At 50.4% G+C, this 17,382-nt stretch carries 15 protein-coding genes; 2 read left to right on the forward strand and 13 right to left on the reverse strand.

Annotation, left to right across the window (positions count from 1 at the left end; genetic code table 11):
- Nucleotides 1–133: 133 nt before the first annotated feature.
- From ACN0TT_RS12085 to ACN0TT_RS12145, 13 genes are all read right to left on the reverse strand, one after another.
- Nucleotides 134–1,471, reverse strand: a complete 1,338-nt coding sequence (locus ACN0TT_RS12085) for a coproporphyrinogen III oxidase family protein (RefSeq protein ID WP_417762412.1) — start codon at nucleotides 1,469–1,471, stop codon at nucleotides 134–136.
- Between the two features lie 275 nt (nucleotides 1,472–1,746).
- The gene (locus ACN0TT_RS12090) at nucleotides 1,747–2,724 is read right to left on the reverse strand and encodes a formate dehydrogenase subunit gamma (protein ID WP_417762413.1); all 978 of its coding nucleotides are present in this window, start codon (nucleotides 2,722–2,724) and stop codon (nucleotides 1,747–1,749) included.
- Nucleotides 2,725–2,774: 50 nt separating this feature from the next.
- On the reverse strand, nucleotides 2,775–3,344 hold the full coding sequence (gene fdh3B, locus ACN0TT_RS12095; protein ID WP_417762414.1) for a formate dehydrogenase FDH3 subunit beta: 570 nt from the start codon (nucleotides 3,342–3,344) through the stop codon (nucleotides 2,775–2,777).
- Nucleotides 3,345–3,373: 29 nt separating this feature from the next.
- On the reverse strand, nucleotides 3,374–6,229 hold the full coding sequence (locus ACN0TT_RS12100; RefSeq protein WP_417762415.1) for a formate dehydrogenase subunit alpha: 2,856 nt from the start codon (nucleotides 6,227–6,229) through the stop codon (nucleotides 3,374–3,376).
- 17 nt (nucleotides 6,230–6,246) lie between these two features.
- Nucleotides 6,247–6,441, reverse strand: a complete 195-nt coding sequence (locus tag ACN0TT_RS12105) for a formate dehydrogenase (RefSeq protein WP_417762416.1) — start codon at nucleotides 6,439–6,441, stop codon at nucleotides 6,247–6,249.
- A gap of 376 nt (nucleotides 6,442–6,817) precedes the next feature.
- Complete coding sequence (locus tag ACN0TT_RS12110) at nucleotides 6,818–7,825, reverse strand: formate dehydrogenase subunit gamma (protein WP_417762417.1); 1,008 nt, start codon at nucleotides 7,823–7,825, stop codon at nucleotides 6,818–6,820.
- 43 nt (nucleotides 7,826–7,868) lie between these two features.
- Entirely contained in the window at nucleotides 7,869–8,465 is a 597-nt protein-coding gene (fdh3B, locus tag ACN0TT_RS12115; protein ID WP_417762418.1) for a formate dehydrogenase FDH3 subunit beta, read from the reverse strand.
- Nucleotides 8,466–8,491: 26 nt separating this feature from the next.
- Complete coding sequence (locus ACN0TT_RS12120) at nucleotides 8,492–11,344, reverse strand: formate dehydrogenase subunit alpha (protein ID WP_417762419.1); 2,853 nt, start codon at nucleotides 11,342–11,344, stop codon at nucleotides 8,492–8,494.
- 16 nt (nucleotides 11,345–11,360) lie between these two features.
- Nucleotides 11,361–11,561 carry a twin-arginine translocation signal domain-containing protein gene (locus ACN0TT_RS12125; RefSeq protein ID WP_417762420.1) on the reverse strand — a complete coding sequence of 67 codons (201 nt, stop codon included), beginning with the start codon at nucleotides 11,559–11,561 and terminating at the stop codon, nucleotides 11,361–11,363.
- Between the two features lie 69 nt (nucleotides 11,562–11,630).
- Nucleotides 11,631–12,287, reverse strand: a complete 657-nt coding sequence (locus tag ACN0TT_RS12130) for a TorD/DmsD family molecular chaperone (RefSeq protein ID WP_417762421.1) — start codon at nucleotides 12,285–12,287, stop codon at nucleotides 11,631–11,633.
- A gap of 10 nt (nucleotides 12,288–12,297) precedes the next feature.
- Nucleotides 12,298–13,953 (reverse strand): 4Fe-4S binding protein, encoded by a 1,656-nt coding sequence (locus ACN0TT_RS12135; protein WP_417762497.1) that lies wholly within the window; start codon nucleotides 13,951–13,953, stop codon nucleotides 12,298–12,300.
- A 168-nt stretch (nucleotides 13,954–14,121) separates the two neighbouring features.
- On the reverse strand, nucleotides 14,122–14,790 hold the full coding sequence (locus tag ACN0TT_RS12140; protein WP_417762422.1) for a DUF3306 domain-containing protein: 669 nt from the start codon (nucleotides 14,788–14,790) through the stop codon (nucleotides 14,122–14,124).
- Nucleotides 14,790–15,254 carry a DUF3305 domain-containing protein gene (locus ACN0TT_RS12145; RefSeq protein WP_417762423.1) on the reverse strand — a complete coding sequence of 155 codons (465 nt, stop codon included), beginning with the start codon at nucleotides 15,252–15,254 and terminating at the stop codon, nucleotides 14,790–14,792. The genes ACN0TT_RS12140 and ACN0TT_RS12145 overlap by 1 nt, the downstream gene beginning before the upstream one ends.
- Before the next feature lie 277 nt (nucleotides 15,255–15,531).
- Between ACN0TT_RS12145 and ACN0TT_RS12150 the strand changes: the two genes are divergently transcribed.
- Nucleotides 15,532–16,368 carry a formate dehydrogenase accessory sulfurtransferase FdhD gene (locus tag ACN0TT_RS12150; protein WP_417762424.1) on the forward strand — a complete coding sequence of 279 codons (837 nt, stop codon included), beginning with the start codon at nucleotides 15,532–15,534 and terminating at the stop codon, nucleotides 16,366–16,368.
- A gap of 14 nt (nucleotides 16,369–16,382) precedes the next feature.
- Complete coding sequence (locus tag ACN0TT_RS12155; protein ID WP_417762425.1) at nucleotides 16,383–17,288, forward strand: substrate-binding domain-containing protein; 906 nt, start codon at nucleotides 16,383–16,385, stop codon at nucleotides 17,286–17,288.
- Nucleotides 17,289–17,382 lie beyond the last annotated feature (94 nt).

Below are 17,382 nucleotides of genomic sequence, written 5' to 3' on the forward strand. Positions count from 1 at the left end.
ATCTTCCCCTCAGTCGGGGCGATTCAGGTTTCTTTCAACCTGACGGGTTTGCCAGCTTCGCTGGGCAAACAAAAAAGGAATGCCGCAGCATTCCTTTCATTCACATCAGCGCAAGCGAAAGCTTGCAAGACCGCTACATATCACATTGTTTCAGCGGCTTACGCAGCTGTGCCCGCACGTTATCCATGCCGGCGTAAAACTCTTTCATCATCAGTAAGCCCATCATTTTACCGTTGTCGGTGACAATCAGCTCATCGGGATTGTTGGGGTCGTTTTTCAACGCGCCAATCATCTTCATTGAGGTCATCTCTTTAAACAGGGCGGTGTCCAAGTTAACGCCGAAAGTGTCGCGGAAGTATTTGCGATTGAGGCGGCCGGAGAACATACCCAGCAGGAAGCGATATTGCATCACGTCTTTAACGCTGTAGTTCTTTTGCTGCTCAACGCCCATTTTGCCGTTGATGATGCGGTCTTCGTAGCGACGCAGTGAGAAGGTGTTCACGTACAAAGTATCATTCAAGAAGCTGAAAGAGCCTGAGCCGACACCTAAGTATTCGTCGTAATCAATCACGTATTCGTCAAAGCCTTCGTCATTCGCTTTACCGAATGCCCATGCGGACAACTGGTTATATTGGCCGTTGAGGGTGTTCAAAATCATGCGATATTGGTTAGCCATGTCGTGATGCGGTGCGGCTAAGTTGGCTTTGACGCTTTTACGGGTTTGGTGGGTGACCATCAGCGGATAGGTGGTGATCTGCCGTGGGTCGAGCTTGGAGGCCATATTCAGATCGTGCTGAATGATCTCGTCGGTTTGGCCACGGAAACCAAAAATCAGGTCGACGTTGATGATCGGGAACAGCTCTTTGGCCGCCATGATCTTGTCGAAAGTTTGCTGACCTGAGCCGAATTTATCGAGGCGTTCGGTCATTTTCAAAATGTCATCGTTAAAGCTTTGTACGCCAATCGACATGCGATCCACTAGGCCTTTGAGCTGTTTAAAACCGGGGCTGTCGAGATGCTGTGGATCAGATTCACACGAGACTTCTTTGATCGATGGGAACAGGGTTTTAGCGTGTTCGATAGTGCGCGCCAGTTCATCTTCTAGCACGGTGGTGGTGCCGCCACCGATGTACATAGATTCAAAGTCGTACCCCAGCGCTTTGACCATGTCCATCTCTTTGCGCAGCGCCACAAAGTAGCGGCGCGCTTTGTCTTCTTTAAACAGAAAACGGTGGAAGGTGCAGTATGAACACAAGGTGTGACAGAACGGCACATGGGCGTACAACATGTACTTTTTGCCCGGCTGTGGCGCTGGCATGATATCCGCTGACAAGGTATCCAGCCGCAGATTCTTGTCGACGTAGTAATGCATCACCTTTTCCATGGCGCGTAACATCCAATCGGGTGTTGTGATGTTGGCTTGGTATGGGCGTACCAGTTGACTATCTAGGCTTTCAATAACGGATGACATAGAGATTCCTGTCCGGGTTGCAATAATCCTCAAATACCGCGCAGAGTTAACGACTATCCAAGGCAGCTTTTTATGGCTGTTAAGGCTACCGCCTCAAGCTAACGGAAAATGTGAACTTGCTAGAGATTAGCATTCCTAGCAAGGCTCCAAAGAGGAATTTGTTAAGCCGGTCATGTTTTAGATAATTATAATGAACTTAAGTTACTTTATTTTAAGCGCATGTATTAGCTATAAAAAAACCGCACATCAAGCGCGGCTTTTTTAAACAATGCTAATTAATCACGATATTTTAACGTACCGTTAGCTTTGATTTCGTCGTACCAGAGGTTGTGATGCTGGGTCGCCCAGTTCTCATCACAGTAACCTGACACCATACATTCCATGCCACCTTCTGACATTACTGTCGCCATAAAGATGTGCACAATCGAGAATGCACAAATGATGATGGCGCTGACGGCGTGCAGGATTAATGAGATTAAACTCAGGGTGCGGCTCGGCTCAAACACGTTCGGGAAGATCAGCAGCAAACCTGAAGCTGAAATCACTAAGCCGAACAGGGCAAAGGTCCAAAACCACATTTTCTCACCGGCGTTAGCAAAGCCAGAATCTGGGTGTTTACCTTTGAATGGGCCGAAGTTGATGTAACCGCCGACCACCAAAAACCATTTGAGATCGTACATTTTTGGCATTTGGTTTTTAGCCCACAGTACTGTCATCAGCAGCCAGCCAATCATGAACGGGAAGGCCATAACGTTGTGCACCTGCTTAGCGATGTAGACAAAGCTCGCCCAGAACCCGTCACTCACATAAGGTTGCAGGAAGAACCGCCCTGCTAACAAGGTTAAGCCAGTGAGGATCAAAGTTAAGCAAGGGATAGCCCCTAACCAGTGAATGGAGATGTCGAACTTCGACCAACGGTGCACCATTTTGCCAGAAAAGCCGTGGTGCAATTTGGAGATGCCATTCACCATGATAAACAGCGCGAAGATGACAATCATGCCAAACAATGCGGCCATTAATCCCGGCGCGAGCCAGTCACTGCGCAGCTCCAATACGCGCAGATCATAGCTGTTGATCGGCATGGCATGGAACTCACTGTGTGAGGTGGTGTAGCCGGTAGCGCCATCTTTTAACTGCGCCCACACGGCGTCATTGCCCACAGGTTGCTCTTGAGTTGATGTATCGGCCGCAAAGCTCAAGGTGCTGAATAACACCACCAAGGCCAGCCCGATGCGGGTGAACAATTTGTTCATAATAAACCTCGCTCACCAGCCTGAGTTAACAGGCTGGTTGTTGTCGCATATTACTTCCACGCTGCGTTATCAGCGCCACGGTAAGCCACACGTTCACGGAAGATGCTTGAAACGACTTCGGCATCACCCGCTAACAGCGCTTTGGTGGCACATAACTCAGCACACATGGGCAGTTTGCCTTCGGCAATACGGTTGGAGCCGTACTTAGCGCGTTCAGCTTCTGAATGGTTTTCTTCTGGGCCGCCGGAGCAGAAGGTACATTTGTCCATCTTGCCGCGGCTGCCGAAAGCGCCATTTTTCTTAAACTGCGGTGCACCAAATGGGCAAGCGTACAGGCAATAACCACAGCCAATGCACTTGTCTTTGTTGTGCAGGATCACACCGTCTTCGGTGCGGTAGAAGCAATCTGCTGGGCACACGGCCATGCAAGGTGCATCTGAACAATGCATACAAGCGACGGAGATTGAAGCTTCACCACGCTCACCATCATGGATGGTCACTACGCGGCGACGTTGAATGCCCCATTCAAGGGCATGTTCGTTTTCGTTTTTACAGGCGGTGACACAGCCGTTACATTCAATGCAGCGCTTGCTATCACACAAAAATTTCATAGTTGCCATAGTGGAATATCTCCTTCACAACGCTGCAATTAGGCTTTGACGATTTGGCACAGCGAGGCTTTGGTTTCCTGCATCTGTGTCACTGGGTCATAGCCGTAGGTCAATGCGGTGTTGGCTGATTCGCCAAGCACGTAAGGTGCAGTGCCTTCCGGATAATTTGCTGCTAAGCTTTCGCCATGCATCACACCAGCAAAGTGGTATGGCATCCAAGTCACTCCCGGTTTCACGCGTGGGGTGACCAACGCATCCACCAGAATGCGGCCGCCTTCAGCGCCCTCTAGCCATACTTTGTCGCCGTTGCGGATGCTACGATCAGCGGCATCGCTTGGGTGCATTTCCACAAACATGCTTTGTTGCAGTTCAGCCAACCATGGGTTTGAACGAGATTCTTCACCACCACCTTCGTACTCCACCAAACGGCCAGAAGTCAGTGCCAGCGGGTATTTACCAGTCATATCCTGTTGTTGGATTGATTTATACAAGGTTGGTAGACGGTGTACCTGACGGTCTTCATAGGTTGGATATTTCTCAACCAGATCACGACGCGGGGTATACAGCGGCTCGCGGTGTACTGGCACTTGGTCAGGGAAGGTCCACACAATACAACGCGCTTTGGCGTTACCAAATGGAATACAACCGTGCTTCATTGCCACGCGGTGGATACCGCCAGACAAGTCAGTTTTCCAGTTTTTGCCTTCTGCTTCCGCTTTTTCAGCGTCAGTTAGATCATCCCACCAGCCCAGTTGTTTCAGCAGCTTATCGGAGAATTCTGGGTAGCCATCTTGGATTTCAGCGCCTAGTGAGTAGGAGCCGTTCGCCAGAATGTTTTGGCCTTGGTATTCCACACCATAACGGGCGCGGAAGTTACCACCGCCGTTCAGTACGTGACGGCTTGTGTTATAAAGGATCTGCGTACCTGGGTGTTTCTGCTCTGGTGTACCCCAACATGGCCAAGGCAAACCGTAAGTTTCACCTTTACATGGGCCGCCTGCCGCTTCCAAGGTTTTGGTGCTAAAAGTGCCCCAGTTCATAGTGTGTTGTTTGATACGTTCTGGGCTTTGGCCACTCATACCAATAGTCCACATGCCGCGGTTGATTTCGCGGGTCACGTCTTCCACTAATGGAATGCCTTTTTCATCCAGTTGCATACGCTTGGTGTACTCTTTATCGAAACCGAGTTTCTTAGATAACAGGTACATGATTTCCAAGTCGTTTTTAGACTCAAACAGCGGCTCAATCACTTGCTCACGCCATTGAATTGAACGGCCAGAGTTAGACAGCGAACCACGTGATTCAAACTGGGTACAGGCTGGCAGCAGGTAAACGCCGTTTTTACGGCGGTGCATCACGCCCGCCATGGTTGGCGCTGGGTCAACCACCACGATGGTGTCCATCTTGTCTAATGCTTCACGCACATCGCGTTGGCGGGTTTCAGTGTTGACCGATTGTCCCCAGAAGAATGCCATGCGAATGTTGTCACGTTGCGCCAGTTTGGCTTTGCCTTCCAGCACACCGTCATGCCAACGCGAACAAGGAATACCCGGCGTGTTCATCGGTACGCGGTCGAGGTATTCCCCTGAATCAAAACGGTTTTGTACCCAGTCGAAATCCAGGTCCCATACGTGTGACCAGTGTTTCCACGCGGCAGTAGTCAGGCCGTAGTAGCCTGGCAAAGTATCAAACAGCAGACCTAAGTCAGTCGCGCCTTGTACGTTATCGTGACCGCGGAAAATGTTCGTGCCGCCACCTTGTTTACCCATGTTGCCCAGCGCCAACTGCAGAATACAGTATGCACGGGTGTTGGCGTTACCCACGTGGTGCTGGGTCCCCCCCATACACCAAACCACTGTGCCCGGACGGTTGTCGGCAAACATTTTGGCAGTTTGATAGAGTGATTCTTCAGTGATACCACAGATGTTCGCCACTTCTTTTGGTGGGAACTTAGCCGCTTCTTTGCGGATCTCGTCCATCGCGAATACGCGTTGTTCGATAAAGGTTTTATCTTCCCAACCGTTGTCAAAGATGTGCCACAACATCCCGTAAATAAACGGAATATCGGTACCTGGGCGGATAGCAACGTGCAGATCTGAGTGAGCAGCTGTACGGGAGAAACGTGGATCAATCACGATAATTTTGGCGTTGTTACGCTCTTTGGCCAGCAGGATATGTTGCATGGCCACTGGGTGAGCTTCAGCAGGGTTAGAACCGATGAAGAAGATCGCTTTGGTGTTTTGAATATCGTTAAACGAGTTAGTTTGCGCACCGTAGCCCCAAGTGTTAGCAACACCGGCTACCGTGGTAGAGTGACAAATACGTGCTGAGTGGTCGACGTTGTTGGTACCCCACATGGCCGCCAGTTTACGGTACATGTAGCAGCCTTCGTTAGAGAACTTGGCACTGCCCATGAAGTACAGTGAATCTGGGCCTGACTCTTGGCGGATCTTCAGCATCTGGTCGCCAACTTCATCAATGGCGGTTGCCCAAGAGATGCGTTTCCACTTGCCGTCGACCAGCTTCATTGGATATTTAACGCGTTTTTCACCGTGGCCATGTTCACGCAGTGCTGCACCTTTGGCACAGTGACCGCCTTGGTTGAACGGATGGTCGAATGCAGGTTCTTGTCCGGTCCACACGCCGTTTTGTACTTCCGCATACAAACCACAACCTACGGCGCAAGCGCTACAGATAGTGCGTTTGACTTCGATTGGTGCATCGTGTGGCACGTCTTTCGCTTCGGCGCGGCGCATCATGCCCGTGCCTAAGAATGACGCAGCGGCGATACCACCAGCGGCCACTCCGGTATGTTTCATAAATTGACGACGACTGATCCCCAGTGTCGGCTTGTCAGCCTTAGCGGCGACATCAGATGTGCGAGTTAACTTCATCGCTTCGTTCTCCTGGATTAACGCAGGCTGTTGTAATAATGGCGAATATGTTCGGTTTCCCGATATCCATTTGCCTTAACTGTCTGTTTTTCTTCTGACTTTGGTTCACTAGCGACTGCGCCTGTTGCTATTACAGCGGCGCCAGCAGCCGAACCGACGGTCAGGGCTTTCAGCAGCGAACGGCGACTCAGATCTGGTGTAGATTGGGTCATGACGACTCCTGATTTACAGCTGCCCGAGAGGGGCAAAAAGTGAGTATGTTTAGCCGTGGAGGTATGCAGATGTGATGGTCCGAATACGACGGCAGACCATTAAGAAAAGTTGCTTAAAAAAGTAACAACTAAACTCTTAATTTAGGCAAGTGGAATATAAAGAGAAATTAGGCAGGAAATATTGATCTAAAACAGCTTTGTAGGCCGCATTCTGACTGGATTTTTAAAAGCGTTAACTGACGCATGTTAATGGGGTGAAAAAGCGGGAAAACTGATCAATTTTCTAACAAAAAATGGCGGCTTTCTCACCTTTTAAACGCTCAAAAATAAAACACCCCAGCACAGGCTGGGGTGTTCGCTTTTACCGCAAAAAAACTTACTCTTCGCGATACTTCAAGGTGCCATTGGCTTTGATTTCATCGTACCAAAGGTTGTGGTGTTGCATGGCCCAGTTTTCATCACAATAACCCGACACCATACACTCCATCCCGCCTTCACTCAGCGCAGTCGCCATCCAGATATGGACGATGGTGAATGCGATGATTAATGTGGCGCTGATACCATGTACCAACAATGCCGCCATTGAGGCTTCACGTGGTAAATCCAGATTTGGCAACACCATCATCACACCGGAAACCCCGATGAACAGACCGAAAATTGCCAAAGTCCAGAACCACAGTTTTTCACCCGCGTTGGCAAAGCCAGAGTCAGGATGTTTGCCTTTCAATGGGCCGATGTTGAAGTAACCACCCACGGTCATAAACCATTTTAGGTCGTAACTTTTCAGCATCTGATCGGGCAACCACTTGATCACTAATACCGCCCAAGCGACGAGGAAGAATGGACCTACCCAGTCGTGAACCGTTTTAGAACCGTAGATCAAAGCCGCCCAGATATCGCCACCGACATAGGGTTGCAATACATGTTTGCCGAGCATGATGTTGAGGCCAGTGAAGATCAAGGTTAAACAGCTGATCGCCACACACCAGTGGATGATCAAGTCCGCCTTGCTCCAACGAAACACCATCTTGCCAGAAAAGCCTTTGCTCAAACGTGATGGGCCGTTGACGAAGTAGAACAGCAAAAAGGCACCAAATACGCCCACTACGGCCAACCCCATAATTGGAGTCATGTATTTGTTGCGCACTTCGCGCCCTTGTTCGCCGACAACGTTAATCAACACGCCCGGCTCAACACCTTGAGCGGTGGTATAGCCAGATTCACCCGACTTTACCGCGCGCCAAAGATCCGCTTCGCTGGTTTGTGCTTTCGCCTGCTGGCTACTGGATTGTTCGTCCGCGGCCATAGCGCTGACACTTGTCAGCCCTAACCCGAATACCAACACCATGAGAGCAAACAGACTGCGCAGTGATTTATTTAGCATAGTCACTCCTCATCAAAGCGGGTTACCCCGCTTTGGTTCACTCTTAGTTCATGTCACCAGTTTGAGGGTTGTAGCCCCAAATGGTGTTCGGGTTACCACGGCGTGCCATACGTTCACGGTAGATGCTCGATACCACTTCTGCATCACCTGCCAGCAATGCCTTGGTTGAGCAAAGCTCAGCACACATCGGCAATTTACCTTCGGCGATACGGTTAGCACCGTACAACTTATGTTCACGTTCAGAGAAGTTCTCCTCTGGACCGCCAGCACAGAAGGTACATTTGTCCATCTTGCCGCGGCTGCCGAACGCTGTCTTTTTCGGGAACTGTGGCGCACCGAAAGGACAAGCGTAGAAGCAGTAGCCACACCCGATACAGGTATTTTTGTTATGCAGTACGATGCCTTCCTCAGTACGGTAGAAACAGTCTGCTGGGCAAACCGCCATACAAGGGGCATCTGTACAGTGCATACAGGCTACAGAGATTGAAGCTTCACCCGCTTTACCATCATTGATGGTAACCACGCGGCGACGCTGGATACCCCACTCAAGAGCGGAGTCGTTTTCGTTTTTACACGCAGTGACACAACCGTTACACTCGATGCAGCGCTTGGTGTCACATAAAAATTTCATGACTGCCATAGTGGCTTATCTCCTCATCAAGTCAGTTATGCTTTAGTGATTTGGCACAGTGAGGATTTAGTTTCCTGCATCTGTGTCACCACGTCGTAGCCGTAAGTCAGCACGGTATTGGCAGATTCACCCTGAACATAAGGCACGGTGCCTTCAGGATAATTACCTACGAGGCTTTCGCCTTCGAACATACCAGCGAAGTGATAAGGCATGAAACACTCACCCGCAATGACGCGCGGAGTCACCATCGCCTTAACCTTGATTTTGGCGCCTTCCGGCCCATGAACCCACACGTTGTCACCATCACGCAGGCCACGATCTGCCGCGTCAGCAGGGCTCAATTCAATGAACATCTCCTGTTGCAGCTCAGCCAGCCATGGGTTAGAACGGGTTTCTTCACCACCACCTTCGTATTCCACCAGACGACCAGAGGTCAGTACCAATGGGAAGTCTTTGGTGAAGTCCTGATCCTGAATTGACTTATACAAGGTTGGCAGACGTGCCACCATGCGGTCTTCATAGGTTGGGTACTTGCTTACCAAGTCACGACGTGGGGTGTACAAGGGTTCACGGTGCAGCGGAATGTCGTCTGGGAAGTTCCAAACCACACAACGCGCTTTCGCATTACCATAAGGGATACAGCCGTGCTTGATGGCAACACGTTGGATACCGCCAGACATGTCGGTTTTCCAGTTTTTGCCTTCAGCAGCCACTTTCTCTTCAGCAGTCAGGTCATCCCACCAGCCAAGTTGCTTGAGCATCTTGTCGGTAAATTCTGGATAACCGTCAGTGATTTCACTGCCTTTTGAGTAGGAACCTTCGGCCAGAATGTTGGTGCCATTGTGTTCAACCCCGTAACGGGCACGGAACACACCACCACCATCTTTAACCGCTTTGCTGGTATCGTACAGAATCTGCGTACCAGGGTGTTTCATCTCTGGGGTACCCCAACATGGCCAAGGCAAACCGTAAGTTTCACCTTTGGCTGGGCCGCCAGGTGCTTCCAGAGAGTCAAAGTCGAACGTGCCCCAGTTTTGTTGGTGCATCTTGATACGTTCAGGGCTTTGACCTGTGTAACCAATGGTCCACATACCGCGGTTGAATTCGCGGGTCACATCTTCGATCAATGGCTCGTCGCCATTCACTTGAATGTGTTTGCAGAATTCTTTTTCTACGCCCCATTTCTTCGCCAACTTGTACATGATCACGTGATCAGGCAGTGACTCGAAATGTGGTTCAATCACTTTGTCACGCCACTGAATTGAGCGGTTAGATGCCGTTACTGAGCCGTAGGTTTCAAACTGAGTACAGGCTGGCAAAATGTACACACCGTCAGTACGCTGTGACATTACTGCTGCCATAGTTGGGTGCGGATCGACCACCACGACGGTGTCCATCTTGTTAAGCGCTTCACGCACTTCGCGACCACGTGTTTCGGTGTTCACCGACTGCCCCCAGAAGAACGCCAGACGGATGTTGTCTTTTTGGGCGATCTTGGCTTTGTCTTCCAACACTCCATCGTGCCAACGTGAACATGGAATACCCGCTGAGGTTTGCGGTTTTTGACCTAAGTATTCACCTTGGTCGAAACGGCTGTTAACCCAATCGGCTTCGAGATCCCAAACGCGTGACCAGTGGCCCCAAGCGCCTGACGTCAGACCGTAGTAACCTGGTAAGTTGTCGAACAACAAGCCAAAGTCAGTCGCGCCTTGTACGTTGTCGTGACCACGGAAAATGTTAGTACCACCACCGGATACGCCCATGTTGCCCAGCGCTAACTGCAAAATACAGTAAGAACGGGTGTTAGCGTTACCGACGTGGTGCTGAGTACCACCCATACACCAAACAATAGTGCCAGGTTTGTGCTCATGCAGCATCTTAGCGATGCGGTACATCTGCTCTTTCTTCACACCAGCAATGTGTTCAACTTCTTCTGGGGTGAATTTGGCGGCTTCTTCACGAATACGTTCCATGCCGTATACGCGAGATTCGATAAAGCTCTTATCTTCCCAGCCGTTTTCAAAGATGTGCCACAGCAAACCGTAGATGAAAGGAATATCGGTACCAGGACGGATATGCACGTACTCGTCAGACTTAGCTGCAGTACGGGTGAAACGTGGATCAACCACAATAATTTTGGCACCGCGCTCTTTCCCTTCTAACACGTGTTGCATGGCAACTGGGTGAGCTTCACTAGGGTTTGAACCCACAAACAACATCAACTTAGAATTATGCATGTCGTTAAATGAGTTGGTTTGCGCACCGTAGCCCCAAGTGTTAGCAACACCGGCTACCGTGGTAGAGTGACAAATACGCGCTGAGTGGTCGACATTGTTGGTGCCCCACATAGCGGCCAATTTACGGTACAGGTAAGACTGTTCGTTAGAGAACTTAGCACTCCCCATGAAGTAAACTGAATCAGGACCAGATTCTTCACGGATTTTCAGCATCTTATCGCCAACTTCGCTGATGGCTTGTTCCCAAGACAGACGCTTCCACTTGCCGTTTTCAAGTTTCATTGGGTACTTGTTACGTTTGTCGCCATGAGCCACTTCACGCAACGAGGCACCTTTAGCACAGTGACCTCCACGGTTAAACGGATGATCAAACGCCGGTTCTTGGCCAGTCCATACACCGTTTTGTACTTCGGCATAAACCCCACAACCTACTGCGCAATGCGAGCAGATTGTACGTTTAACTTCAGTCGGTGCATCATGTGGCACTTCGGTAGCTTCAGCACGACGCATCATGCCGGCACCCAGCATGGATGCTGCGGCGATACCGCCGGTAGCGAACCCTGCTGATTTCAGGAACTGACGGCGGTTCAGCCCAAGCGAAGACTTAACTTCAGCTACGGGTGCTTGGTCAGCTTTACGAGTTAATCGCATCACACACTCCTTATTATCATTTACTACGCAAAGTGTCGTAGTAACTGCGGACATGCTCAGTTTCACGGTAACCGTCAGTTGTTTTTGCTGCAGTTTCTGTGGTGTCGGTCGCGGCAAGCGCTTGACCACTCACAGTGGCTACAGCTCCTGCGGCGCTACCGAGCGCCAAGGTTTTCAGCAATTGACGGCGACTCAGATCAGAAGCTTGCTTCTTCATAGCGTCTCCTAGTAGTTATGCGCAGGAGCCCTCACTCCCGCACAGTGCTTATGGTGAATAAGCGGGTGTTTAGGCCAGTTCGTTGGCCTTGGGTTGGATCTGAACATCGGAAGATTCCACCACCGGTGTACTCAACACTAAACGTTCAAACTCAACAATTTCGGTTTCAAAAAACGCGCGTCCCAGTTGGGCAACAACCGCGTAAAAAGCGGCGCTGTTGCAGCGTGACAACGAATCCCAGAAGCGGATAATCCAACTGCCCAGATGGCGCCGATAAAATGCCAGTTGTTGGTGGCTAGGTGCTTCGAGGATCAGCACACTCATCACTTCAAACAACGCGGCCACATGGTCTTCTGGTTCTTTCACATCATCACCGCGTTCAAACCCCAGCTGTACCAAGTCTTGGCGCAGCAGCGCTAGCGGTTTGTCCATCAGCGAACCAGTCATAAACCAGCTGCCGTATGGGAGGATTTCCCCTGAGCCCACACCAATAAACAGGCTGAAGTATTCGTCTTCTAACTGCTCGGCAGAAAACTGCTCGGCCGCTAATTTCAGCGATAACCAAGCGCGGGTCATGCTGCTGTCGTCGTTGTTATCGACTTCTAATCCATGGAGAAATTGCAGCAACTCCGCAGAGGGAGTGCGGCGCAATAAGGCTGCCAACAGTTGATAAATATCAGCCCGGAGCAGATCGTTTTCGGAGATTTGTTTGGTGTTTTCGGTCATATCGGCTCTCTTATCTCAGTTGCTTTTCCGGGTCTTCAAGAATGTCTTCAAACATATCTTTGACTCGGCAATCGCCGCACATTTTTAGCCGCTCGATATTGGCGCTAAAAGCACTGTGCGTTCCGACCATTTCCAGCATCCGATGCACCATAGACTGGGTCGCAAACGGAGCACCGCAACGAATACATTCAAACGGTGCTTCCTCTTTCAAGGTCTTACGCGCTTGTCTGGACTCCTTATCCAGATTGATCCTTGGCGACAGACTGATGACTTTTTCAGGGCAAGCGGCTTCACATAGCCCGCATTGCACACAATCCTGCTCGACAAAATACAGCGCTGGCTTATCACCACCGTCAAGCAAAGCTTGGGTTGGACAAGTTGCCACGCACGACATACACAAGGTGCAACCTGTCTCTTTGACGCTCACTTCACCGTACGGGATGTTGCTCAACGCCAGCTCTTCTTGGGTATTAGCCGCTTGCTCGTTGAGATAATCCACCGCGGCATAGAAACCGTTACGTTTGGTGGTGACCGCAAATTCCGCTGCCACAGTCGTTGGCCACGCGGTTGACTCTTCAAGTATAGGCGACAGATTTGCCAGTGCTTTTTCATCTATCAGTTGAATACGTGCGGGCTGGCCAATTTGTTCAAGTAAGGTGTTCGCCAGCGCGATTTCACCATTGAGCATTTGGGTTAATGTCGGCGCGGTGGCCGAGGTGTTCAGCACTAACACTTGCTGTGCGCCCCATGCCAATGCGGTCATCCAATGGTCGATACCAGCCACGGTAATCTCTTCCAACTCCACGGGCAGCACTTGGCCTGCGAGGGATTCGTTGATTAAACCGGCGCCTTGGTTGGCGTCATGGAACAGTATCACTGGCGCTACACTGGTTTTGTCGCGGTAGCGATTGATCAATTTATTGAGGTATGAGTGCAGCGACTGCGGCGTTGGCAAGTCGTAGCTCAACGCGCCCGTTGGGCAGGCGTTGGTACAGCTGCCCGCACCGTGGCACAGGTAAGGGTCGATTTCGATAGCTTGCTCGACGCTTTTAATCGCATCCGCTGGGCAGAAGTTGAGGCAGCGGGTACAACCTTCCAGCCCGTTACGGCTATGGGCGCAGATGTCGCTGTTCACTTTAACGTAGCGGGGTTTATCAAACTGACCGACCAGTTGCGGGATCTCTTCCAGCGCGGCAGCCAATTTGTCACTGTCTTCACCGACATAGAAGTAGCCCGGCGGCAACATTTCCAGTTGAATGCAAGGCTCAGGGCTCATGTCGAGTACGATATCGAAATGGGCTTTGCGCAGCGCCACTTTACTCAACTCAGCCGCTTGGCCGTTGTGGTCAACGGACACTTGGTATTGACCTAAAAAGCCTTTAATCCCCAGTAATTTGCCATAGTAACTTTCCACCTCTGGCGCAGCTTCCATTACCTGTTCAAGATAGCTTTCATCTTGATTGGTAATCGCGCCATTAGCCAAAATCGCACGGCCAGCCATGTCCGCCAATTGGCCTGCGGCCAAACGGGTTAGGTCTTCTGGGCCAATCAACAATACGTTGCCTTCAGTTGAGTAACTGACGGTTGGTGGGATCAAGTTTTGAAGTATGCGAGTCTGCCCCTGGACTTCGCCACGCGCTAGCTGCAGCTCAGGCTGCGCCAGCATAATGCTCTCACTATTACTCACGATGCGTTCCTAAATGAGATTCGGGCTGTAGCAGTATTTTCTATGTGTCTGCTTTTGTTATTTTTTATTAGCAAGCTACAGCAAGTTTAAAAGTTATAAGCAATTCACACACCAATTTTATGGCTAACAGATACTGTCAGACTGACGTTAAGCAACGCCATCATCGTTTTTTTCAACGGAGACTGGTGCATTTTGGCTAACCACCGTAATTTCACCGTCCATTTTGTCCGATAATTCAGTGTTTGCTGAAGCTTCCGCTAATGCACTAGTTGTCTGCTCAGCCGCGGCATTTTCTTGGTCGCTTTGCTCAGTATCGACCAACATTGGCTCGCTTGCCGCTTCATCCGCAGTTTTTTCTTCTTGTATAAGATGACGAAAGACTTTTTTGGCTAACTCAGTGGACACTTCAGGCGTTAAAACCTCCTGATTTGAGTAATCAAGCGCATATTCCATCATGCCGTCGATTTCGCTGAAATGCGGTTGCTTCCACAGTGCGCGCAGCGCGGCTTGACGTACATTTGGGTCAACGTTTTTGCCCATAAAGCTAGCAAAACTGCCGCCAGCTTCAATTTGGCTCGGATCAGGCAGATCCTCAGCGCCCAGTAAGCGCTCTTCGTCTGCTTCTGCTAATGGGCTCGCTGAGTGCTCGGTGTCGCTCTGCGCACTTACGGACGCTTCAGTCTCCGTTGTGACAATATCAGTAACTGCATCACTCTCGCTGGCATCGAGTTCCGTCGGTTCGCTAACCTCCTGGCCCTCTTGCACCTGCTGCTTACGCAGCGCCCAACGATTCAAAAAACTGGGTTTGTCGCTCATTAGTGTTTCCTGCCTAGGTGCTGTTCTTCGGCCAGTTCCTTGCGGCGGTTAACGTGTTTACGACGGTGAGCGCAGATCTCCACTTCACCATATTGCGTAATAAAAGATTCAATCCAGCAGGCGATAGCTTCCGGCATGGCCATGTTCAGCACTGGCGTATCGCCCTCTAGGCAACCGGCAGCCACGTTTTGATCGGCAGAGACCAGCGAAGGCACCCAAGTACCATCTTCTTGTTCATCACAGACGATGTAGAGCATTGGGTTATCCATGTCCAAATTGAGGCGGTAGCTGGCGCGCTGATCAAGAAACAGCTCTAGCACCACCAACTTACTGTTTTCTGGGGCGGGTTCCGTAGCAGGAATCACTTGGTCGAGTTCCCAGCTCTCCGCCAACCAGCGACCAACTTGCTTTTCGACCTTTTTCAATGACACATACATAGGCCATAAGCTTTGAGAATGTTGCATAAGAATATTTCCTCCCGAGAGTTAGTATTTTCGGGCCATGGGCGTTATCAGGGGCATAGCAAGATACACACCAACTTGTGATACGGTTTTTTATGAGTGCTAACTCACTGATTTCGCCCCCTGATTGCGACAATTTGTCCGGCGACAAAAGACATTTTGCACTAAAGCATAGTACGAGCGACCGATTGCTGCGGAATATCACCTATTATCTTAGGGAGGATTTGAAACGGTATAAATATTGCTGTGATACAGCTATTGATAACTGAGAAAGCGATTTATGACTGACTCCAAGCTCCATCTCATTAAGACTGCCGCCCAAGTACCGCTGACGATTGCGGTGACCGCCGTGGATGAAAACGGTGACGTACGAGACAAATTCATTGCCTGTGAGCGGCCGCTAACGGTGTACCTCAATTGGCAACCGATTGTGACCCTAATGACCCTAGGTGCTCGGCCAGAAGCCTTAGCAATCGGCTATTTGAAAAATCAGGGATTTATCTCCGACATTCAGCTGTTGGAGTCGGTCATTATTGATTGGGAAGTCAATTCAGCCGCGATTATCACGAAAGAAAATACCGACAGCGTGCAGGCGAAACTATCGGAAAAAACCGTGACCACAGGCTGTGGGCAAGGCACCGTCTTTGGTGGCTTTATGGATGGCGTTGATGACATTAAACTCCCTACGCCTGCACTGTCACAAACCACTATTTATGGGCTGTTGAAAAATATCAGCCAGTACAACGACACCTATAAAAATGCCGGTGCAGTGCATGGCTGTGGTGTGTGTCAGCAAGATCAGATCCTGTCGTTTGTGGAAGACGTTGGCCGCCATAACGCGGTAGACACCTTAGCAGGCGAGATGTGGCTCGATGGCCAAACTGGCGGCGACAAGATTTTTTATACCACGGGGCGGCTCACCTCTGAGATGGTGATTAAAGTGGCTAAAATGGGCATTCCAGTGCTGTTATCCCGCAGTGGTGTCACCCAGATGGGGCTTGAGCTAGCGCAAAATCTTGGCATAACGATGATAGCTCGTGCTAAAGGACGCCATTTCCTCGTTTATAATGGCGCCGACACCATTCAATTCGATGCCCAAAAACAACCGCACGGTTAAGCGCAGGAGCCCAAATGAGCGAACCCAGTGAACTGGTTTATATGAGCGCCAAGCAAGTTGCAGAATATTTAGACCTTAACGAAAAGAAAGTATACGCCATGGCCAATGAGCGTATGTTGCCAGCCACCAAAATTACCGGTAAATGGCTGTTCCCCAAGATTTTAATCGACCGCTGGGTGATGGACTCCTGCCACAGCGGCATGTTGTCTGACCGCATGTTGGTCACCGGCAGCGACGACCCACTGTTGTCAATGTTAGTGGCGCGTTTAATGGCCGAAGTGGGTAGCCGAGAGTTGATCAGCTACAGTGCCACCGGCTCACGTTTGGGCTTGGAGTTATTGTCTAAAGGTTATGCCGATATTTGCACCCTACACTGGGGCAGTGTTGATGAACGTAATATTCGCCACACCGCGCTGTTAAAAGGCTATCCCAACCACCAGCAGTGGATCATGGTACACGGCTACAATCGGCAACAGGGGCTGATTGTGCGACCCGAGCTACTACATCGCTGCCAAGAGGAAGATAACGTGTTGCAGCAGTCTTGGCGCTGGGTCACCCGTCAAGGCGGCGCAGGTAGCCAGCAGCATTTAGAACATTGGTTGATGAAGCGCGGCGCGACGGTCGACAGTCTCAACTCGGTGTTAATGGCATTTAGTGAACGCGAACTGGCCGGACATATCGCACGTAATGAAGCTGATATTGGCTTTGGTTGTCAGGCGGTGGCGCAGGAAAGCGGGCTTGGCTTTGTACCGTTGCTGACCGAATCATTTGATTTTGTAATGCCGCAAGGTATCTATTTCCGCCGTCAGTTGCAGCAGCTGTTTAAGATGCTGCTCAACCCCGGCACGCGGCAGATGGCGGCACAGCTTGGGGGTTACGATCTGACCGACTGTGGCCAAATTATTTGGAGTCCGCAATAGCTAACAGCTCTCGCACGCACACGGTGACTTTACGCTTACACCTTTGCGTAGCCCAATTCAATGACGAAAAAAGCCAGTGTTTACTGGCTTAATG

This window comes from Shewanella sp. (assembly GCF_048265805.1).
GTDB lineage: Bacteria > Pseudomonadota > Gammaproteobacteria > Enterobacterales > Shewanellaceae > Shewanella.

Coding starts and splice junctions, on each gene's coding strand:
- ACN0TT_RS12085 (WP_417762412.1), bottom strand. CDS start 1,471: ATGTCATCCGTTATTGAAAGCCTAGATAGTCAACTGGTACGCCCATAC.
- ACN0TT_RS12090 (WP_417762413.1), bottom strand. CDS start 2,724: ATGAACAAATTGTTCACCCGCATCGGGCTGGCCTTGGTGGTGTTATTC.
- fdh3B (WP_417762414.1), bottom strand. CDS start 3,344: ATGGCAACTATGAAATTTTTGTGTGATAGCAAGCGCTGCATTGAATGT.
- ACN0TT_RS12100 (WP_417762415.1), bottom strand. CDS start 6,229: ATGAAGTTAACTCGCACATCTGATGTCGCCGCTAAGGCTGACAAGCCG.
- ACN0TT_RS12105 (WP_417762416.1), bottom strand. CDS start 6,441: ATGACCCAATCTACACCAGATCTGAGTCGCCGTTCGCTGCTGAAAGCC.
- ACN0TT_RS12110 (WP_417762417.1), bottom strand. CDS start 7,825: ATGCTAAATAAATCACTGCGCAGTCTGTTTGCTCTCATGGTGTTGGTA.
- fdh3B (WP_417762418.1), bottom strand. CDS start 8,465: ATGGCAGTCATGAAATTTTTATGTGACACCAAGCGCTGCATCGAGTGT.
- ACN0TT_RS12120 (WP_417762419.1), bottom strand. CDS start 11,344: ATGCGATTAACTCGTAAAGCTGACCAAGCACCCGTAGCTGAAGTTAAG.
- ACN0TT_RS12125 (WP_417762420.1), bottom strand. CDS start 11,561: ATGAAGAAGCAAGCTTCTGATCTGAGTCGCCGTCAATTGCTGAAAACC.
- ACN0TT_RS12130 (WP_417762421.1), bottom strand. CDS start 12,287: ATGACCGAAAACACCAAACAAATCTCCGAAAACGATCTGCTCCGGGCT.
- ACN0TT_RS12135 (WP_417762497.1), bottom strand. CDS start 13,953: ATGCTGGCGCAGCCTGAGCTGCAGCTAGCGCGTGGCGAAGTCCAGGGG.
- ACN0TT_RS12140 (WP_417762422.1), bottom strand. CDS start 14,790: ATGAGCGACAAACCCAGTTTTTTGAATCGTTGGGCGCTGCGTAAGCAG.
- ACN0TT_RS12145 (WP_417762423.1), bottom strand. CDS start 15,254: ATGCAACATTCTCAAAGCTTATGGCCTATGTATGTGTCATTGAAAAAG.
- ACN0TT_RS12150 (WP_417762424.1), top strand. CDS start 15,532: ATGACTGACTCCAAGCTCCATCTCATTAAGACTGCCGCCCAAGTACCG.
- ACN0TT_RS12155 (WP_417762425.1), top strand. CDS start 16,383: ATGAGCGAACCCAGTGAACTGGTTTATATGAGCGCCAAGCAAGTTGCA.